Origin of the sequence: Pseudomonas sp. EA_65y_Pfl1_P113, assembly GCF_963970525.1 — a bacterium.
In the GTDB taxonomy this organism is placed as follows: domain Bacteria; phylum Pseudomonadota; class Gammaproteobacteria; order Pseudomonadales; family Pseudomonadaceae; genus Aquipseudomonas; species Aquipseudomonas tritici.
In genome coordinates this window covers 186326-204736 of record NZ_CAXAQM010000010.1, presented here as the reverse complement: position 1 = coordinate 204736, position 18411 = coordinate 186326, and the positions used below count along the sequence as shown (strand labels likewise).

Sequence of the window (18411 nt, the reverse complement as noted above, 5' to 3'; positions counted from 1 at the left end):
CACCGGTCAGTTGGAAGGAATAAACAATCGAATAAAGGTCATCAAACGAATGGCGTACGGTTACCGGGACAGCGAGTTCTTCTTCATGAAGATCAAGAGCGTCTTTCCCGGCAATCCGTGAAGAACCTTATTTATTCGGGTTAGGACGGATAAACTGGATGATACTCCAGTGATGGAGTCTGGTGCAGAGGGATATGGGTATGTCTGGCGTCAAGATCAATGGAAAGAAAAAGGGCAAGGTCAAGTGGTTCAATAATGCCAAGGGGTACGGCTTCATTATTGAAGACGGCAAGGATGATGACCTTTTCGCGCACTACTCAGCGATCGAAATGGACGGGTACAAGACCCTGAAAGCGGGCCAAGCGGTAAGCTTCGAGATCATTCAAGGACCAAAAGGGCTGCACGCCGTGGGAATCTCTGCCGCTAAGGTTGATGCGCCTGAAAAACCAGCCACATCAAACGCTCCCAGCCAAAAAACGTTAACGACCTAAAAGCCCCTGAGTGCGAATATTGCAATGAAAAAACCGGTCAACTCAACCCAATGAGGTGACCGGTTTTTTTGTGCCCTTCCTTTACATATGCGAAATCAACGCATCGCCGAAGGCCGACGAAGACAGCAACTTGGCGCCCTCCATCAAGCGATGGAAGTCATAAGTCACTGTCTTGGCCGAAATGGCACCATTGGTGCCCTTGATGATCAAGTCCGCCGCCTCGATCCAGCCCATGTGGCGCAACATCATTTCCGCCGACAGAATCAGCGAACCCGGGTTGACCTGGTCCTTGCCCGCGTATTTCGGCGCAGTACCATGGGTAGCCTCGAACATCGCCACGGTGTCGGACAGGTTCGCGCCCGGCGCAATACCGATTCCGCCCACTTCTGCCGCCAAAGCATCGGACAGATAGTCACCGTTGAGGTTGAGAGTCGCAATCACGTCGTACTCAGCCGGACGCAACAGGATCTGCTGGAGCATGGCGTCCGCAATGGCATCCTTGACGACTACATTCTTGCCAGTCTTCGGGTTCTTGAACTGCATCCAAGGGCCGCCATCGAGCAGCGTTGCGCCGAATTCTTTTTCAGCAATACCGTAGGCCCACTCCTTAAAGGCGCCTTCAGTAAACTTCATGATGTTGCCTTTGTGCACGATAGTCAGCGAGTCGCGATCGTTGTCCACTACGTACTGGAGAGCTTTGCGCGCCAGACGCTCAGTGCCTTCCTTGGAGACCGGCTTCACGCCAATCCCGCAATCCTGATCGAAACGGATCTTGGTCACACCCATTTCTTCCTTCAGGAACTTGATCACCTTGATCGCCTCGGGCGAACCGGCCTTCCACTCGATCCCGGCGTAAATATCTTCGGAGTTCTCGCGGAAGATGGTCATGTCCACATCGCCAGGCTTTTTGACTGGGCTGGGCACACCTTCGAACCAGCGCACCGGACGCAAACACACGTAAAGGTCGAGTTGCTGGCGCAGGGCCACGTTCAACGAACGGATGCCGCCACCGACCGGCGTGGTCAGTGGGCCCTTGATGGACACCACGTAATCCTTGACCGCATCCAGGGTTTCCTGGGGCAGCCAGGTGTCTTGGTCGTAGACCTGGGTGGCTTTCTCGCCAGCGTAAACCTCCATCCACGAGATCTTGCGCTTGCCGCCGTAAGCCTTTTCAACAGCTGCGTCGACCACCTTGATCATCACCGGACTGATGTCGACGCCGATACCGTCACCTTCGATATAAGGGATGATCGGTTGGTCAGGAACATTGAGAGAATGGTCTGCATTGACGGTGATTTTGTCGCCGACTGCCGGAACCTGAATCTTCTGGTATCCCATGCTGAACTCCATCTATGGATTAAACATCTGGCTGCGTTCGAGCCTACTCCAGATAAATGACGACTGAAACCTCACGCCAGGCTCATTTGCATCGAAAACAGCACATTTAGTCGCCTACAAGCTTGAAAGCAAAGGTAAAAGCGCCAATCTTGAGCACAACGTACGACTTTAGGTGCAACGTGGTACCTGCGACCTTTAGACCAATGGACGACACACCTTTTGTATGAAGGCTCGGCGTAAGCATAGCGACCTATGTATAATGCCGCCGCTGACCAAAGAGTCACGACAGCCGACCGCTCTAGAACAGATGCCCTCGGCTCGCAAAGCAGGACTATTACAATAGTCCACCCGCTTGACGCTCGACTGATGCAACCCAACATCACCGCGAAGAAACCTCGACATTTCGCTCATGGATGACTTTGAACGAACGCGCTCCACCCGGCGCATCTCGAGTTTCTGCGCACGCTTTCAGCAAAGAAGAGAGTTAATCCGAATATGCCCACCCGCTCGAAGATCATCTATACCTTCACCGACGAAGCCCCGGCCCTCGCCACCTATTCACTGCTGCCTATCGTAGAGGCCTTCACCGCTTCCGCTGATATTGCCGTGGAAACCCGCGACATCTCTCTCGCCGCGCGCATCCTCGCAAGCTTCCCCGAGCAACTGGGCGCCAAGGCTATCGCGGACCACCTCGCCGAACTGGGCGACCTGGCCGTTACGCCTGAAGCCAACATCATCAAACTGCCTAACATCAGCGCCTCGACCCCGCAGCTGCAAGCCGCGATCAAGGAACTGCAGGCCCAGGGCTACGCCCTGCCGGACTACCCGGAAACCGTAACCACCGACGCGGAAAAAGAAACCCGTGCACGTTACGACAAGGTCAAGGGCAGCGCCGTGAACCCGGTACTGCGCGAAGGCAACTCCGACCGCCGCGCACCGCTGTCGGTCAAGAACTACGCACGCAAGCACCCGCACAAAATGGGCGCCTGGGCTGCCGACTCCAAGTCGCACATTGCTCACATGAACAGTGGCGACTTCTACGGCAGCGAAAAAGCCGTACAGATCGAAGGTGCTGATGCCGTCAAAATCGAGCTGATCGCTCAAGACGGCACTGCGACCGTCCTGAAGGAAAAAACCTCGGTACAGGCTGGCGAAATCATCGACACCGCCGTACTGAGCAAGAAAGCCCTGCGCAGCTTCATCGCCGCTGAAATCGAAGACGCCAAGAAACAAGGCGTACTGCTGTCGGTTCACCTGAAAGCCACCATGATGAAGGTCTCCGACCCGATCATGTTCGGCCAGATCGTTGCCGAGTTCTATAAAGACGCCCTGGCCAAGCACGCGACCGTGCTGGAGCAGATCGGCTTCAACTTGAACAACGGCATCGGCGACCTGTACGCACGCATCAAGGCCTTGCCGGCTGACCAGCAAGCGCAGATCGAAGCTGACATCCAGGCGGTCTATGCCGCTCGCCCTGCCCTGGCGATGGTCAACTCCGACAAAGGCATCACCAACCTGCACGTGCCGAGCGACGTCATCGTCGACGCCTCGATGCCTGCCATGATCCGTGACTCCGGCAAAATGTGGGGCACCGACGGCCAGTTGCACGACACCAAGGCTGTGATCCCGGATCGCTGCTACGCCACCATTTACCAAGCCGTCATCGAAGACTGCAAGGCCAATGGCGCGTTCGACCCAACCACCATGGGCAGCGTGCCAAACGTTGGCCTGATGGCGAAGAAAGCCGAAGAGTACGGTTCCCACGACAAGACGTTCCAGATCAAGGCTGACGGCGTAGTCCGCGTCACCGACGGCAAGGGCAGCCTGTTGATGGAACAGAAAGTCGAGGCCGGCGACATCTTCCGCATGTGCCAGACCCAAGACGCGCCGATCCAGGACTGGGTCAAACTGGCCGTCAACCGTGCCCGCGCCAGCAACACCCCGGCCATTTTCTGGCTGGACCCACAGCGTGCACACGATGGCGTCGTGGTCGAGAAAGTTCAGGCTTACCTGAAAGACCACAACACCGAAGGCCTGGACATCCGCATCATGTCGCCCGTCGACGCGATGAAGTTCACCCTGGAGCGCACCCGCAAGGGCCTGGACACCATCTCGGTGACGGGTAACGTGCTGCGTGACTACCTGACCGACCTGTTCCCGATTATGGAGCTGGGCACCAGCGCCAAGATGCTGTCCATCGTGCCGCTGATGAACGGCGGCGGCCTGTTCGAAACCGGCGCTGGCGGTTCGGCCCCGAAACACGTTCAGCAACTGGTCGAAGAGAACTTCCTGCGCTGGGACTCCCTGGGCGAGTTCCTGGCCCTGGCCGCCTCCCTTGAGCATTTGGGTGTGACGTACAACAACCCGAAAGCCCTGGTACTGTCCAAGACCCTGGACCAGGCCACCGGCCAGTTCCTCGACAACAACAAGTCGCCATCGCGCAAAGTCGGCAACATCGACAACCGCGGCAGCCACTTCTACCTGGCGCTGTACTGGGCTCAAGCCCTGGCCGCTCAGACCGAAGACACTGCACTGCAAGCGCAGTTTGGCGAATTGGCAAAAACCCTGACCGCGAACGAAGCAACCATCGTTGCCGAACTGAACGCCGTACAGGGCAAGCCAGTGGACATCGGCGGCTACTACGCGCCAAGCCCTGAGCTGACCAGCAAGGCCATGCGTCCGAGCAACACGTTCAATGCAGCAATTGCCAAGTTGAAGTAAGGTTGTAAGGATGCAAAGAAGCCCCGGCCTTGTGCCGGGGTTTCTGTTCCTGGACTCTGCGGTTTTGCTGAAGAAACCGGATCAAAATGTGAGAGTGGGCTTGCTCGCGAATGCGGAGTGCCAGTTGCCCGATGCCTATCTGACCCATTGCATTTGCGAGCAGGCTCACACTGACTGCAATCCTGACTAAAGACCGCACCGCGCCATGAATCGAGGTTTTGAATGACCTGGCAACCCCACATCACCGTCGCCACCCTTGTCGAAGACAACGGCCGCTTCCTGATGGTCGAAGAGCTCAAGGGCGGCCGCGCCGTACTCAACCAGCCCGCCGGCCACCTCGACCCGCATGAAACCCTGACCGAAGCCGCCGTGCGCGAAACCCTTGAAGAAACCGGCTGGGACGTCGAAGCCACCGGCATCGTCGGCATCTACCTGTACACCGCCCCCAGCAATGGTGTGACTTACCAGCGTGTGTGCTTTACCGCCAAAGCCCTGAAACACCACCCGGGCTATCAACTCGACGAAGGCATCATCCGCGCCCGCTGGCTGACCCGCGACGAATTGATGGACCTGCGCGACAGCTGGCGCAGTGAGCTGATCATCCGCTGTATCGACGATTATCTGGCCGGCCAGCGGCACAGTCTCGAATTGATCCGCCCTTCTCTTTAGCCTTGAAGGCTCGGGCCTGATAGAATCGCGTCCTTTTTCAAGACACCCGTTGAAACCTATGCGTGATCCAGCCCCTTCTGACACCCAAAAGAAGCGCGTCATCGTCGGCATGTCCGGCGGCGTGGATTCTTCCGTTTCCGCCGTTCTGCTCATGGAGCAGGGTTATGAGGTGGAAGGCCTGTTCATGAAGAACTGGGAAGAAGACGATGGAACGGAATATTGCACCGCCATGGACGACCTGGCGGATGCCCAGGCCGTGTGTGACAAGATCGGCATCAAGCTGCACACCGCCAACTTTGCCGCCGAGTACTGGGACAACGTGTTCGAGCACTTCCTGGCCGAATACAAGGCCGGCCGCACGCCGAACCCGGACATCCTGTGTAACCGTGAAATCAAGTTCAAGGCGTTCCTCGACTACGCGATGATGCTCGGCGCCGATCTGATCGCCACGGGTCACTACGTGCGCCGCCGCGACATCGAGGGGCGCACCCAACTGCTCAAGGGCCTGGACCCAAACAAGGACCAGAGCTACTTCCTGCACGCCGTCGGCGGTGAACAGATCGCCAAGACCCTGTTCCCCGTGGGCGAACTGGAAAAGCCCGAAGTGCGCAGGATCGCCGAGAAACACGGCCTGGCCACCGCCAAAAAGAAGGATTCGACCGGGATCTGCTTTATCGGCGAGCGCCGCTTCAGCGACTTCCTCAAGCAATACCTGCCGGCGCAACCGGGCGAAATCAAAACCACCGAAGGCGACGTCATCGGCCGTCACCATGGCCTGATGTACCACACCATCGGCCAGCGCCAGGGCCTGGGCATTGGCGGCTTGAAAGACGCCAGTGAGGAGCCGTGGTACGTGCTGGTCAAAGACCTGGAACACAACGTGCTGATTGTTGGCCAGGGCAACGAACATCCATTGCTGTTCTCCGGCGCCCTGCTCGCCTCTGAAATCTATTGGGTCAACCCGATCGACCTGAGCACCCCGCGCCGCTTGACCGCCAAAGTGCGCTATCGCCAAAGCGACCAACCATGCACCCTGGAAAAAACCGCTACTGGCTACCGCGCAACCTTTGATGACCCGCAACGCGCGGTCACCCCTGGCCAGTCCGTGGTGTTCTATGACGGCGAAATCTGTCTGGGCGGCGGCGTGATTGAAGTCGCGCAAGCCTGGAGCAACCCGGCATGAGCCCGACCCAGGAGCAATTGACGGCACTCGGCGGGGTTTTCCTCGCCGCAGTACTGGTGGACAAGATCGCCAAGACTGGCCAAGTCACCGAGGCAGGCCTGACCTGCATGCTCGGCAGCTTGTTGATCCGCGACCCCAAGGACACCCTGGAAGTCTACGGGGGTGACGATATCGCGCTGCGTGAAGGTTACCGCGCCCTGATCGGCGCCCTGGAGCGCGACCCCAGCACCTTGCAGCGCGAGCCATTGCGCTACGCCCTGTCGATGCTCGGCCTTGAGCGTCAACTGGCCAAGCGTGAAGACATGCTCGAGGTCATCGGCAAGCGCCTGCCACAGATTCAGTCCCAGGTGGAACACTTCGGCCCAGCCCACGAAAACGTGGTCGCGGCCTGCGGCGCGCTGTACCAGGACACCTTGAGCACCTTGCGCCAGCGAATCCAGGTGCACGGCGACATGCGCAACCTGCAACAACCGAACAACGCCTCGAAAATCCGCGCCCTGCTCCTGGCCGGTATTCGCTCGGCGCGGTTGTGGCGCCAGCTGGGCGGTCATCGTTGGCAGTTGGTGATCAGTCGTCGCAAATTGCTCAAAGAGCTTTACCCGTTGATGCGCAACGAATAAGTCGCACCAGCAGGCCATTTTCAAGCCGTTACGCGTAATACGCCGGTCAGTTGGCAACGGACCGGCGGATTTTTTCATGTATGATACGCGCCCCATTTCGTTGCCCGACTGTCCGAGAACACCCCATGCAGCTTTCTTCGCTCACTGCGGTTTCCCCTGTTGACGGCCGCTACGCCGGCAAAACCCAGGCCCTGCGCCCTATTTTCAGCGAATACGGTCTGATCCGTGCTCGCGTACTGGTTGAAGTGCGCTGGCTCCAGCGCCTGGCCGCTCACCCTGCCATCAGCGAAGTGCCGGCATTTTCCGCCGAAGCCAACGCTGTGCTCAACGCCCTGGCGGAAAACTTCTCCCTGGAGCACGCCGAGCGTGTGAAAGAGATCGAGCGCACCACCAACCACGACGTCAAAGCCATCGAATACTTGCTGAAAGAGCAAGCGGCGAAGCTGCCGGAATTGGCCCAGGTCAGCGAGTTCATCCACTTTGCCTGCACCAGCGAGGACATCAACAACCTGTCCCACGCCCTGATGCTGCGCGAAGGCCGTGATGACGTCATGCTGCCGCTGATGCGCCAGACCGCTGAAGCCATCCGCGAACTGGCTATCCGTTTCGCCGATGTGCCGATGCTGTCGCGCACCCACGGCCAGCCGGCATCGCCAACGACCTTGGGCAAAGAACTGGCCAACGTGGTGTACCGCCTGGAGCGCCAGATCGCTCAGGTCGCAGCCGTGCCCCTGCTGGGCAAGATCAACGGCGCCGTAGGCAACTACAACGCCCACTTGTCTGCCTACCCTGAGATCGACTGGGAAGCCAACGCCCGCGCCTTCATCGAAGACGAACTAGGCCTGGGCTTCAACCCGTACACCACGCAGATCGAACCGCACGACTACATTGCCGAGCTGTTCGACGCCATTGCGCGCTTCAACACCATCCTGATCGACTTCGATCGCGATATCTGGGGCTACATCTCCCTGGGCTACTTCAAGCAACGCACGATTGCCGGTGAAATCGGTTCGTCGACCATGCCGCACAAGGTCAACCCGATCGACTTCGAAAACTCCGAAGGCAACCTCGGCATCGCCAACGCGCTGTTCCAGCACCTGGCCAGCAAGTTGCCGATCTCCCGCTGGCAGCGCGACCTGACGGACTCCACCGTACTGCGCAACCTCGGTGTGGGCTTTGCTCACAGCGTGATCGCCTACGAAGCCAGCCTCAAAGGCATCAGCAAGCTTGAGCTCAACGCGCAGAAGATCGCCGCTGACCTGGACGCGTGCTGGGAAGTCCTGGCCGAGCCAATCCAGACCGTGATGCGCCGCTACAACATCGAAAACCCTTACGAGAAGCTGAAAGAGTTGACGCGCGGCAAGGGCATCAGCCCCGAAGCACTGCAAACTTTCATCGACGGCCTGGACATGCCAGCCGCGGCCAAGGCCGAGCTGAAACTGCTGACCCCGGCCAACTACATCGGCAACGCTGTAGAGCAAGCCAAGCGCATCTGATTACCGCATGCCCCTTGAGACGCCCGGCCGCGCCGGGCGTTTTTATTTCAGTCTGAAAAGTGCATTTTTTCAATAGGTTACAAATGAATCCTGATATTCCTCTTCAACTTCTGGGCGGCATCACGGCACGGGAATTCCTGCGCGACTACTGGCAGAAAAAACCATTGCTGATCCGTCAGGCCATCCCTGATTTCGAAAGCCCGATCGACGCCGATGAACTGGCCGGCCTGGCCCTGGAAGAAGAAGTCGAATCGCGTCTGGTGATCGAACACGGCGAGCGTCCGTGGGAACTGCGTCGTGGCCCGTTCGCTGAAGACGCCTTCAGCACCCTGCCCGAACGTGAGTGGACCCTGCTGGTGCAGGCCGTCGACCAGTTCGTACCGGAAGTGGCCGAGCTGCTGGAGCAGTTCCGCTTTCTGCCGAGCTGGCGCATCGACGATGTGATGATCAGCTTTGCTGCCCCGGGTGGTAGCGTTGGTCCGCACTTCGACAACTACGATGTGTTCCTGCTGCAAGCCCAGGGCAAGCGCAACTGGAAGATCGGCCAGATGTGCAGCTCCGAAAGCCCGCTGCTGCAACACGCTGACCTGCGCATCCTCGCCGAATTTGAAGAAAGCGCCGAATGGGTCCTGGAACCGGGCGACATGCTCTACCTGCCGCCGCGCCTGGCGCACTTCGGCATCGCCGAAGATGACTGCATGACCTACTCGGTCGGCTTCCGCGCGCCAAGCGCTGCTGAAGTGCTGACCCACTTCACCGACTTCCTGGCCCAGTACCTGACCGACGAAGAGCGTTACACCGACGCCGACGCCCAACCCGTCAGCGACCCGCACCAGATCCAGAGCGACGCCCTCGACCGCCTCAAGAGCCTGCTGGCCGAGCACATGAGCGACGAGCGCATGCTGCTGACTTGGTTCGGCCAGTTCATGACCGAGCCACGCTACCCGGAACTGGTGGCCGGCGAAGAAGTGGGCGAAGAAGACTTCATCAGCAGCCTGCAAGACGGCGCGATCCTCGTGCGCAACCCGAGCGCGCGTATGGCCTGGTCGGAAGTGGACGACGACGTGCTGCTGTTCGCCAGCGGGCAAAGCCGTTATTTGCCGGGCAAACTGCGCGAATTGTTGAAGCTGATCTGCGCCGCCGACGCCTTGCACGCTGAAAACCTCGGCCCATGGCTGGCGGATGAAGACGGTCGCGACCTGCTGTGCGAATTGGTCAAGCAAGGCAGCCTGGGATTTGCCGATGAATAAGATTCACGTACGTGTCGCGGACTGGCGAATGGATATCGACGAGATTCGGCGCATTCGTGAAGCGGTGTTTATCGCTGAACAATCGGTTCCACCTGAGCTGGAGTGGGACGCTGACGACGCTGGCGCCATGCACTTTCTAGCATTTGAAGGCGACTTTCCTATCGGCACTGCTCGCCTGCTGCCCAGCGGCGAGATTGGTCGCGTATCAGTGCTCAAGGACTGGCGCGGACTGAAGGTCGGCGACAAGCTGATGGAAGCTGTGATCGGCGAGGCCGAGAAACGCGGCCAGACCAAGCAGTTTCTGAGTGCACAGGTTTATGCTGCGCCGTTCTATGAGCGGTTGGGTTTCAAGATTGTCAGTGATGAATTTCTTGAAGTCGGGATTCCGCATGTGGATATGGTGCGCGGGGACTGATCCGAAACCGCGTCGCCTGCGATAGCGATATCAGCAACACCAAAAATGCCCTGCCATGCCAGGGCATTTTGCCGTCCAGAATTCAATTTGCGACCCGCCAGGCCGACAAACTGGCAAACTCAAGCCCAAATGACTCGCAGAGATCACGGACATGTCCCTACGCACCCTGCTCACCGCCGTTCTCCTGACCACCAGCTTCGCGGCTGTGGCCGACACTGAAGTCGTCAACCTGAGCAACCGCACCAGCGCCGACCTGCTGCCTGTGGCACAGAACTTCATTGGCAAGGACGGCACCGTCAGTGCCTACGGCAACCAACTGATCGTTAACGCTGACCCCGCCAAGATCCAGGACTTGCGCGCCCTGCTCTCGCAACTGGACACCCCGACCAAGCGTTTGCTGATCACTGTCGACACCAACGAAAGCAATCAGCAGAACAGCGGCGACAGCCAGACCCGCATCATCAGCTACGGCACGACCAGCCGCGACGGCGGTATCCAGCAGATCCAGGCCAGTGAAGGTGTACCCGCCTTGATCCAGGTGGGTCAAAGCGTACCGCTCACTACCACCCAGCAAGACAGCTATGGTCGCCCGCAAAACCAGACCCAGTACCGCAACGTCACCCAGGGCTTCTACGTCACAGCCAGCGTCACCGGTGAAACCGTGCACCTGGCAATCAGTACCAACCGTGACCGCATGAGCCAGGAACGTCCCGATGTAGTGAACGTACAAAGCACCGACACAACCGTCAGTGGGCAGTTGGGTGAGTGGATTACCCTGGCCGGCATCAATCGCCAGACCCAGGCCGACAAATCCTCTACAACCCGCAGCTACTCTACTCAGGGCCGCGACGACCTGACAGTGCGAGTCAAGGTCGACACCCTGAACTGAAGCACCAAAAACTGACTGATGAGTCGTATTAGACTAAAGATGTAGTGCTGCAAAAAAATCACTACAAAACATTTGACGATCCAAAAAAGCATGGGCATGATGGCCTCGCTCCCGCTGATCAGGGGCCCTGGCAAGGGCCTTCGGATCGCTGCTCTAAGCTACCCACCTGAGCCGATTCGTGTCTGTACCGCCCACAAGGTGTGTTTGACGAGGTTGCGACTGGAACGAAGTTGTCCCGAGGGACGGAAGCTAACCAGGTAACCCGGCTACACGCTGCTGAACACCTAAGGGCCCACGACGCCTGAAGACTGTTCCTGGTCTGCCTTTACCTGCTCCCCCCTCTCGCCAATCGTTCATCCCGTCGCATTCCCCGCCAGACCCGACATGACCGCCTAAGCTTCTGGTCAGCGAGCAGCCCTGCCCACGCATTGAATGCAGGGCTGGCAAATGGATTTTTCCACCACACGAAGACGCGACGAGGTTTACTCCCATGGCACTGACACGCGAACAGCAAATTGCAGCCCTCGAGAAAGACTGGGCTGAAAACCCACGCTGGAAAGGCGTGACCCGCGCTTATTCCGCTGCTGACGTCGTCCGCCTGCGTGGCTCGGTTCAACCTGAGCACACCTTTGCAAAACTCGGCGCCGAGAAGCTGTGGAACCTGGTCACCCAAGGTGCCAAGCCTTCCTTCCGTCCCGACAAAGATTTCGTCAACTGCATGGGCGCCCTTACCGGTGGCCAGGCAGTACAACAGGTCAAAGCAGGTATCCAGGCAATCTACCTGTCCGGCTGGCAAGTGGCGGCGGACAACAACTCCGCTGAATCCATGTACCCCGACCAATCGCTGTACCCGGTGGATTCGGTTCCAACCGTGGTCAAGCGCATCAATAACTCGTTCCGTCGTGCCGACCAGATCCAATGGAAAGCCGGTAAAGGCCCGGGCGACGAAGGCTACATCGACTACTTCGCCCCCATCGTGGCTGACGCTGAAGCCGGTTTCGGCGGCGTACTGAACGCCTACGAGCTGATGAAGAGCATGATCGAGGCAGGCGCTGCCGGCGTGCACTTCGAAGACCAGTTGGCTTCGGTGAAGAAGTGCGGCCACATGGGCGGCAAAGTACTGGTGCCAACCCAGGAAGCCGTACAGAAGCTGACCGCTGCTCGCCTGGCCGCTGACGTTGCCGGCACCCCGACCATCATCCTGGCGCGTACCGATGCCAACGCCGCTGACTTGCTGACCTCCGACTGCGACCCATACGACAAGCCATTCGTGACCGGCGAACGTACTCAGGAAGGTTTCTACAAGGTTCGCGCTGGTCTCGACCAGGCAATCGCCCGCGGCCTGGCCTACGCGCCGTACGCTGACCTGATCTGGTGCGAAACCGCCAAGCCGGACCTTGACGAAGCCCGTCGTTTCGCCGAAGCGATCAAGAAGGAGTACCCGGACCAACTGCTTTCGTACAACTGCTCGCCGTCCTTCAACTGGAAGAAAAACCTGGACGACGCGACCATCGCCAAGTTCCAGCGCGAACTGTCCGCCATGGGCTACAAGCACCAGTTCATCACCCTGGCCGGCATTCACAATATGTGGCACAGCATGTTCAACCTGGCGCACGACTACGCGCGCAACGACATGACCGCTTACGTGAAGCTGCAGGAGCAGGAATTCGCTGACGCAGCCAAGGGTTACACCTTTGTGGCGCACCAGCAGGAAGTGGGCACCGGCTACTTCGACGACATGACCACCGTGATCCAGGGCGGCACCTCGTCCGTGACCGCGCTGACCGGTTCGACCGAAGAAGAGCAGTTCCACTAAGTATCGAGTACACGGCCACTGCGTAACCGTTCAAAAGCTAAACGCAGTGCCGCACAACAATCACGCCCCGACTGGTTCGGGGCGTTTTTTTGCCCACTAAAATCCCCCTGACGATAAAAGTCAAAATCTGTGTGGGCTTGCTCGCTCCCACAAGGGAATGCATCCAGCCTGAAGACTTAGTGCAAAACATTGATCCAGAGCGGTATTCGCCTCGATCAAATCGGTTAAAAGATCCCCATCAGCAACTAAGTGCCCATCCAGCAAGTAACAACAACTCCCGCGCCACACGAGAAACATTCGCTTAAACCCCACGCAAACAATATTCATTATCATTTGACCCATGAAAACTTCTTTACAGGTTAAACAAAACACATTTGATTAAATGCCTGCTAATGCCCGCCCCATAAGGGCTACAGCCCCACGAAGGTGCACTATGTGCTTATTCCATCGAATAATTTCGCTATCGGAATTTTACTTGCCCGGTGTTTAGCCATAAAATCACCGCGATTGATTGCAGTGCGACATATCGTCACTGCATCGTTACTTTTTCGAGCTCAGAGACCTTTGCTCTCTGTTAAGGATTTCTAGCATGACCGAAGCGACAGGACTCATGGCCCACAACTGGGGCTTTGCCATTTTCCTCCTCGGTGTTGTCGGCCTTTGCGCCTTCATGCTCGGCGTCTCCAGCCTCCTCGGGTCAAAAGCCTGGGGCCGTAGCAAAAATGAACCGTTCGAGTCCGGCATGCTGCCTACAGGTGGCGCCCGCTTGCGGCTATCAGCCAAATTCTATCTGGTCGCGATGCTCTTCGTGATCTTCGATATCGAAGCCCTTTTTCTCTTTGCCTGGTCTGTGTCCGTCCGCGAAAGCGGCTGGACCGGATTCGTCGAAGCCCTCGTTTTCATAGCAATTCTGTTGGCAGGCCTTGTCTACTTGTTCCGAGTGGGCGCCCTTGATTGGGCTCCGGAAGCTCGGCGTAAGCGGCAAGCGAAGCTGAAACAATGAGGCTTTGGCGATGCAATACAATCTCACCAGGATCGACCCGGATGCTCCTAACGATCAGTACCCTATCGGCGAACGGGAAACCGTTTCCGATCCGTTAGAAGATCAAGTCCACAAAAACATCTACATGGGCAAGCTGGAAGACGTGCTGAGTGGCGCGGTCAACTGGGGGCGTAAAAACTCCCTGTGGCCGTACAACTTCGGTCTGTCCTGCTGCTACGTGGAAATGACCACCGCCTTCACGGCGCCCCACGATATCGCGCGCTTTGGCGCCGAAGTTATCCGGGCATCGCCGCGTCAGGCGGATTTCATGGTTATCGCCGGTACCTGCTTTATCAAGATGGCGCCGATCATTCAGCGTCTCTACGAGCAAATGCTCGAACCAAAGTGGGTTATTTCCATGGGTTCGTGCGCCAACTCCGGTGGCATGTACGACATCTACTCAGTGGTTCAAGGGGTGGACAAGTTCCTGCCCGTGGACGTCTACGTGCCTGGCTGCCCGCCCCGCCCTGAAGCGTTCTTGCAAGGCTTGATGCTGTTGCAGGAATCGATTGGCAAGGAGCGTCGCCCGCTTTCCTGGGTCGTCGGCGATCAAGGCGTGTATCGCGCCGAGATGCCGTCGCAAAAGGAACAGCGCCGCGAACAGCGTATCGCAGTCACCAACCTGCGCAGCCCCGACGAAGTCTGATCCAGCACCGCTTCTTTTATAGAACGAAAACCTGGCTTCATTCTTTACGTTGACCGAAAGCGATAAAAAAACCATGACTACAGGCAGCGCTCTGTACATCCCGCCTTATAAGGCAGACGACCAGGATGTGGTCGTCGAACTCAATAACCGTTTTGGCCCTGACGCCTTCACCGCCCAGGCCACACGCACTGGGATGCCGGTGCTGTGGGTGGCGCGCGCCAAGCTCGTCGAAGTCCTGACCTTACTGCGTAACCTGCCCAAGCCGTACGTCATGCTCTATGACCTGCATGGCGTGGACGAGCGTCTGCGCACCAAGCGTCAAGGCCTGCCGAGCGGCGCCGATTTCACCGTGTTCTATCACCTGCTGTCGATCGAACGTAACAGCGACGTGATGATCAAGGTCGCGCTGTCCGAAAGCGACCTGAGCGTACCGACCGTGACCGGCATCTGGCCGAACGCCAGCTGGTACGAGCGTGAAGTCTGGGACATGTTCGGTATCGACTTCCCGGGCCACCCGCACCTGACGCGCATCATGATGCCGCCCACCTGGGAAGGTCACCCGCTGCGCAAGGACTTCCCTGCCCGCGCCACCGAATTCGACCCGTACAGCCTCAACCTCGCCAAGCAACAGCTTGAAGAAGAGGCCGCACGCTTCCGTCCGGAAGACTGGGGCATGAAGCGTTCAGGCACCAACGAGGACTACATGTTCCTCAACCTGGGCCCGAACCACCCTTCGGCTCACGGTGCCTTCCGTATCATCCTGCAACTGGACGGCGAAGAAATCGTCGACTGCGTGCCGGACATCGGCTACCACCACCGTGGTGCAGAGAAGATGGCCGAACGTCAGTCGTGGCACAGCTTCATCCCGTACACCGACCGTATCGACTACCTCGGCGGCGTGATGAACAACCTGCCGTACGTGCTTTCTGTCGAGAAGCTGGCCGGCATCAAGGTTCCGGACCGCGTCGACACCATCCGCATCATGATGGCCGAGTTCTTCCGGATCACCAGCCACCTGCTGTTCCTGGGTACCTATATCCAGGACGTTGGCGCCATGACCCCGGTGTTCTTTACCTTCACCGACCGTCAGCGCGCCTACAAGGTCATCGAAGCCATCACTGGCTTCCGCCTGCACCCGGCCTGGTACCGCATCGGCGGTGTGGCCCACGACCTGCCGAACGGCTGGGAGCGCCTGGTCAAGGAGTTCATCGACTGGATGCCCAAGCGTCTGGACGAGTACCAAAAGGCAGCGCTGGACAACAGCATCCTCAAAGGCCGTACCATCGGCGTCGCCCAGTACAACACCAAAGAAGCCCTGGAATGGGGCGTCACCGGTGCTGGCCTGCGTTCGACCGGCTGCGATTTCGACCTGCGTAAAGCGCGCCCCTACTCCGGCTACGAGAACTTCGAATTCGAAGTCCCGCTGGCGGCCAACGGCGATGCCTACGACCGTTGCATCGTGCGCGTCGAAGAAATGCGCCAGAGCCTGAAGATCATCGAGCAGTGCATGCGCAACATGCCGGCCGGCCCGTACAAGGCGGATCACCCGCTGACCACGCCGCCGCCGAAAGAGCGCACGCTGCAGCACATCGAAACCCTGATCACGCACTTCCTGCAAGTTTCGTGGGGCCCGGTAATGCCGGCCAACGAATCCTTCCAGATGATTGAAGCGACCAAGGGTATCAACAGTTACTACCTGACGAGCGATGGCGGCACCATGAGCTACCGCACCCGGATTCGTACGCCAAGCTTCCCGCACTTGCAGCAGATCCCTTCGGTGATCAAAGGCGAGATGGTCGCGGACTTGATTGCGTACCTGGGTAGTATCGATTTCGTTATGGCCGACGTGGACCGCTAAGCATGAATAGCACGCTTATCCAGACAGACCGTTTCACCCTGAGTGAAACCGAGCGCTCGGCCATCGAGCACGAGCTGCATCACTACGAAGACCCGCGCGCGGCGTCGATCGAAGCCTTGAAGATCGTCCAGAAGGAACGTGGTTGGGTGCCTGACGGCGCTCTCTACGCCATCGGCGAGATGCTCGGCATCCCCGCCAGCGACGTTGAAGGCGTGGCGACGTTCTACAGCCAGATCTTCCGCCAGCCGGTGGGTCGCCACATCATTCGCGTGTGCGACAGCATGGTCTGCTACATCGGCGGCCACGAGTCTGTGGTCAGCGAGATCCAGAACAAGCTGGGCATCGGCCTCGGCCAAACCACCCCGGACGGCCGCTTCACGCTGCTGCCGGTGTGCTGCCTGGGCAACTGCGACAAGGCGCCGGCGTTGATGATCGACGACGACACATTCGGTGACGTACAGCCTGCTGGCGTGACCCAATTGCTCGAGGGCTACCCATGACCCTGACATCTTTCGGCCCGGCCAACCTGATCAAGCGTTCGGCCGAGACTCACCCGCTGACCTGGCGCCTGCGTGACGACGGCGAGCCGGTGTGGCTCGACGAGTACCAGGCCAAGAACGGTTACGCCGCTGCGCGCAAAGCCTTCGCCGACATGGCCCAGGACGATATCGTCCAGACCGTGAAAGACGCCGGCCTTAAAGGCCGCGGCGGTGCAGGCTTCCCCACGGGTGTTAAGTGGGGCCTGATGCCCAAGGACGAATCCATCAACATCCGCTACCTGCTGTGCAACGCGGATGAGATGGAGCCGAACACCTGGAAAGACCGCATGCTGATGGAGCAACTGCCCCATCTGCTGATTGAAGGCATGCTGATCAGCGCCCGCGCGTTGAAAACCTACCGTGGCTACATCTTCCTGCGTGGCGAATACACCACCGCCGCCAAGCACCTCAACCGTGCGGTGCAGGAAGCCAAGGCCGCAGGCCTGTTGGGCAAGAACATCCTCGGTTCGGGTTTCGACTTCGAACTGTTCGTGCATACCGGCGCCGGGCGTTATATCTGCGGTGAAGAAACCGCACTGATCAACTCCCTCGAAGGCCGCCGCGCCAACCCGCGCTCCAAGCCGCCCTTCCCTGCCGCCGTGGGCGTGTGGGGCAAGCCGACCTGCGTGAATAACGTAGAAACCCTGTGCAACGTGCCGGCGATCATCGCCGACGGCGTCGACTGGTATAAATCGTTGGCCCGCGAAGGCAGCGAAGACATGGGCACCAAGCTCATGGGGTTCTCCGGCAAGGTCAAGAACCCTGGCCTGTGGGAGCTGCCGTTCGGCGTGACCGCACGCGAGCTGTTCGAGGATTATGCCGGCGGCATGCGCGACGGCTACACCTTGAAAGCCTGGCAGCCAGGCGGCGCCGGTACCGGTTTCCTGCTGCCTGAGCACCTCGACGCGCAAATGTATGCCGGCGGCATCGGCAAGGTGGGCACCCGGATGGGTACCGGCCTGGCGATGGCGGTCGACAACACGGTCAACATGGTTTCGTTGCTGCGCAACATGGAGCAGTTCTTCGCGCGTGAATCGTGCGGTTTCTGCACGCCATGCCGCGACGGTCTGCCATGGAGCGTGAAGCTGCTGATGGCGCTGGAAAATGGGGAAGGCCGCGAGGGTGATATCGAAACCCTGCTCGGCCTGGTCGGCTTCCTTGGTCCAGGCAAGACCTTCTGTGCTCACGCACCGGGCGCCGTGGAGCCATTGGGCAGCGCAATCAAATACTTCCGCTCGGAGTTCGAAGCCGGCATCGCGCCTACCAGCGCCGCCGTCCCGCCTCTGGCAAGGCCGATCGTAGTCGGCGCGTAACGCTTTAAAAGGCGAAGGGTCCGTGCCCTTCGCTTTCTCATGTGCTGACGCCTTTAGGGCTGTGTAGATGCACATGAATAACAAGATTCCATTAGCCACGCCCGCTGACAACGGGCCAACGAAGA

At 58.9% G+C, this 18411-nt stretch carries 17 protein-coding genes; 16 read left to right on the top strand and 1 reads right to left on the bottom strand.

Features of this window, described 5'->3' with window-relative positions; genetic code table 11:
- A partial coding sequence (locus tag AACY52_RS12500) for a transposase (protein ID WP_141228961.1) occupies positions 1-121 on the top strand: 121 nt, incomplete at its 5' end.
- Between the two features lie 79 nt (positions 122-200).
- The gene (gene cspD / locus AACY52_RS12495) at positions 201-491 is read left to right on the top strand and encodes a cold shock domain-containing protein CspD (protein ID WP_370467904.1); all 291 of its coding nucleotides are present in this window, start codon (positions 201-203) and stop codon (positions 489-491) included.
- Between the two features lie 81 nt (positions 492-572).
- On the opposite strand, the gene icd is transcribed toward cspD, so the two are convergent.
- Positions 573-1829, bottom strand: a complete 1257-nt coding sequence (gene icd, locus AACY52_RS12490) for an NADP-dependent isocitrate dehydrogenase (protein WP_339417871.1) — start codon at positions 1827-1829, stop codon at positions 573-575.
- A gap of 495 nt (positions 1830-2324) precedes the next feature.
- Here icd and AACY52_RS12485 point away from each other — a divergent pair, with 495 nt between their 5' ends.
- From AACY52_RS12485 to nuoF, 14 genes are all read left to right on the top strand, one after another.
- A complete protein-coding gene (locus tag AACY52_RS12485; protein WP_339417873.1) occupies positions 2325-4550 on the top strand; it encodes an NADP-dependent isocitrate dehydrogenase in 2226 nt (741 codons plus the stop codon).
- A gap of 222 nt (positions 4551-4772) precedes the next feature.
- A complete protein-coding gene (locus AACY52_RS12480) occupies positions 4773-5219 on the top strand; it encodes an NUDIX hydrolase (RefSeq protein WP_339417875.1) in 447 nt (148 codons plus the stop codon).
- Between the two features lie 58 nt (positions 5220-5277).
- Positions 5278-6402: a tRNA 2-thiouridine(34) synthase MnmA gene (gene mnmA / locus AACY52_RS12475; protein ID WP_339417876.1), complete on the top strand. Its 1125-nt coding sequence runs from the start codon at positions 5278-5280 to the stop codon at positions 6400-6402.
- Complete coding sequence (gene hflD / locus AACY52_RS12470) at positions 6399-7022, top strand: high frequency lysogenization protein HflD (protein ID WP_065872067.1); 624 nt, start codon at positions 6399-6401, stop codon at positions 7020-7022. The genes mnmA and hflD overlap by 4 nt, the downstream gene beginning before the upstream one ends.
- A gap of 125 nt (positions 7023-7147) precedes the next feature.
- Positions 7148-8518: an adenylosuccinate lyase gene (gene purB, locus AACY52_RS12465; RefSeq protein WP_339417878.1), complete on the top strand. Its 1371-nt coding sequence runs from the start codon at positions 7148-7150 to the stop codon at positions 8516-8518.
- A gap of 83 nt (positions 8519-8601) precedes the next feature.
- Entirely contained in the window at positions 8602-9768 is a 1167-nt protein-coding gene (locus AACY52_RS12460; protein WP_049712673.1) for a cupin domain-containing protein, read from the top strand.
- Positions 9761-10183 (top strand): GNAT family N-acetyltransferase, encoded by a 423-nt coding sequence (locus AACY52_RS12455; protein ID WP_339417882.1) that lies wholly within the window; start codon positions 9761-9763, stop codon positions 10181-10183. Before AACY52_RS12460 ends, AACY52_RS12455 begins: the two co-directional genes overlap by 8 nt.
- Before the next feature lie 151 nt (positions 10184-10334).
- Positions 10335-11072: a secretin N-terminal domain-containing protein gene (locus tag AACY52_RS12450; RefSeq protein WP_339417884.1), complete on the top strand. Its 738-nt coding sequence runs from the start codon at positions 10335-10337 to the stop codon at positions 11070-11072.
- A gap of 490 nt (positions 11073-11562) precedes the next feature.
- The gene (aceA, locus tag AACY52_RS12445) at positions 11563-12888 is read left to right on the top strand and encodes an isocitrate lyase (RefSeq protein ID WP_339417886.1); all 1326 of its coding nucleotides are present in this window, start codon (positions 11563-11565) and stop codon (positions 12886-12888) included.
- A gap of 589 nt (positions 12889-13477) precedes the next feature.
- Positions 13478-13891 (top strand): NADH-quinone oxidoreductase subunit A, encoded by a 414-nt coding sequence (locus tag AACY52_RS12440; RefSeq protein ID WP_003219575.1) that lies wholly within the window; start codon positions 13478-13480, stop codon positions 13889-13891.
- Between the two features lie 10 nt (positions 13892-13901).
- Complete coding sequence (locus AACY52_RS12435) at positions 13902-14576, top strand: NADH-quinone oxidoreductase subunit B family protein (RefSeq protein WP_012724951.1); 675 nt, start codon at positions 13902-13904, stop codon at positions 14574-14576.
- Between the two features lie 73 nt (positions 14577-14649).
- A complete protein-coding gene (gene nuoC / locus AACY52_RS12430; protein ID WP_339560525.1) occupies positions 14650-16434 on the top strand; it encodes an NADH-quinone oxidoreductase subunit C/D in 1785 nt (594 codons plus the stop codon).
- Positions 16435-16436: 2 nt separating this feature from the next.
- Positions 16437-16934: an NADH-quinone oxidoreductase subunit NuoE gene (gene nuoE / locus AACY52_RS12425; RefSeq protein ID WP_049712670.1), complete on the top strand. Its 498-nt coding sequence runs from the start codon at positions 16437-16439 to the stop codon at positions 16932-16934.
- Positions 16931-18286, top strand: coding sequence for an NADH-quinone oxidoreductase subunit NuoF (nuoF, locus tag AACY52_RS12420; protein ID WP_065872061.1), 1356 nt, complete (start codon positions 16931-16933; stop codon positions 18284-18286). Before nuoE ends, nuoF begins: the two co-directional genes overlap by 4 nt.
- The last annotated feature ends 125 nt before the right edge of the window (positions 18287-18411 follow it).

What these genes read in the sequence shown, in the direction of transcription:
- cspD (WP_370467904.1), top strand. Translation starts at nt 201, where the DNA reads ATGTCTGGCGTCAAGATCAATGGAAAGAAAAAGGGCAAGGTCAAGTGG.
- icd (WP_339417871.1), bottom strand. Translation starts at nt 1,829, where the DNA reads ATGGGATACCAGAAGATTCAGGTTCCGGCAGTCGGCGACAAAATCACC.
- AACY52_RS12485 (WP_339417873.1), top strand. Translation starts at nt 2,325, where the DNA reads ATGCCCACCCGCTCGAAGATCATCTATACCTTCACCGACGAAGCCCCG.
- AACY52_RS12480 (WP_339417875.1), top strand. Translation starts at nt 4,773, where the DNA reads ATGACCTGGCAACCCCACATCACCGTCGCCACCCTTGTCGAAGACAAC.
- mnmA (WP_339417876.1), top strand. Translation starts at nt 5,278, where the DNA reads ATGCGTGATCCAGCCCCTTCTGACACCCAAAAGAAGCGCGTCATCGTC.
- hflD (WP_065872067.1), top strand. Translation starts at nt 6,399, where the DNA reads ATGAGCCCGACCCAGGAGCAATTGACGGCACTCGGCGGGGTTTTCCTC.
- purB (WP_339417878.1), top strand. Translation starts at nt 7,148, where the DNA reads ATGCAGCTTTCTTCGCTCACTGCGGTTTCCCCTGTTGACGGCCGCTAC.
- AACY52_RS12460 (WP_049712673.1), top strand. Translation starts at nt 8,602, where the DNA reads ATGAATCCTGATATTCCTCTTCAACTTCTGGGCGGCATCACGGCACGG.
- AACY52_RS12455 (WP_339417882.1), top strand. Translation starts at nt 9,761, where the DNA reads ATGAATAAGATTCACGTACGTGTCGCGGACTGGCGAATGGATATCGAC.
- AACY52_RS12450 (WP_339417884.1), top strand. Translation starts at nt 10,335, where the DNA reads ATGTCCCTACGCACCCTGCTCACCGCCGTTCTCCTGACCACCAGCTTC.
- aceA (WP_339417886.1), top strand. Translation starts at nt 11,563, where the DNA reads ATGGCACTGACACGCGAACAGCAAATTGCAGCCCTCGAGAAAGACTGG.
- AACY52_RS12440 (WP_003219575.1), top strand. Translation starts at nt 13,478, where the DNA reads ATGACCGAAGCGACAGGACTCATGGCCCACAACTGGGGCTTTGCCATT.
- AACY52_RS12435 (WP_012724951.1), top strand. Translation starts at nt 13,902, where the DNA reads ATGCAATACAATCTCACCAGGATCGACCCGGATGCTCCTAACGATCAG.
- nuoC (WP_339560525.1), top strand. Translation starts at nt 14,650, where the DNA reads ATGACTACAGGCAGCGCTCTGTACATCCCGCCTTATAAGGCAGACGAC.
- nuoE (WP_049712670.1), top strand. Translation starts at nt 16,437, where the DNA reads ATGAATAGCACGCTTATCCAGACAGACCGTTTCACCCTGAGTGAAACC.
- nuoF (WP_065872061.1), top strand. Translation starts at nt 16,931, where the DNA reads ATGACCCTGACATCTTTCGGCCCGGCCAACCTGATCAAGCGTTCGGCC.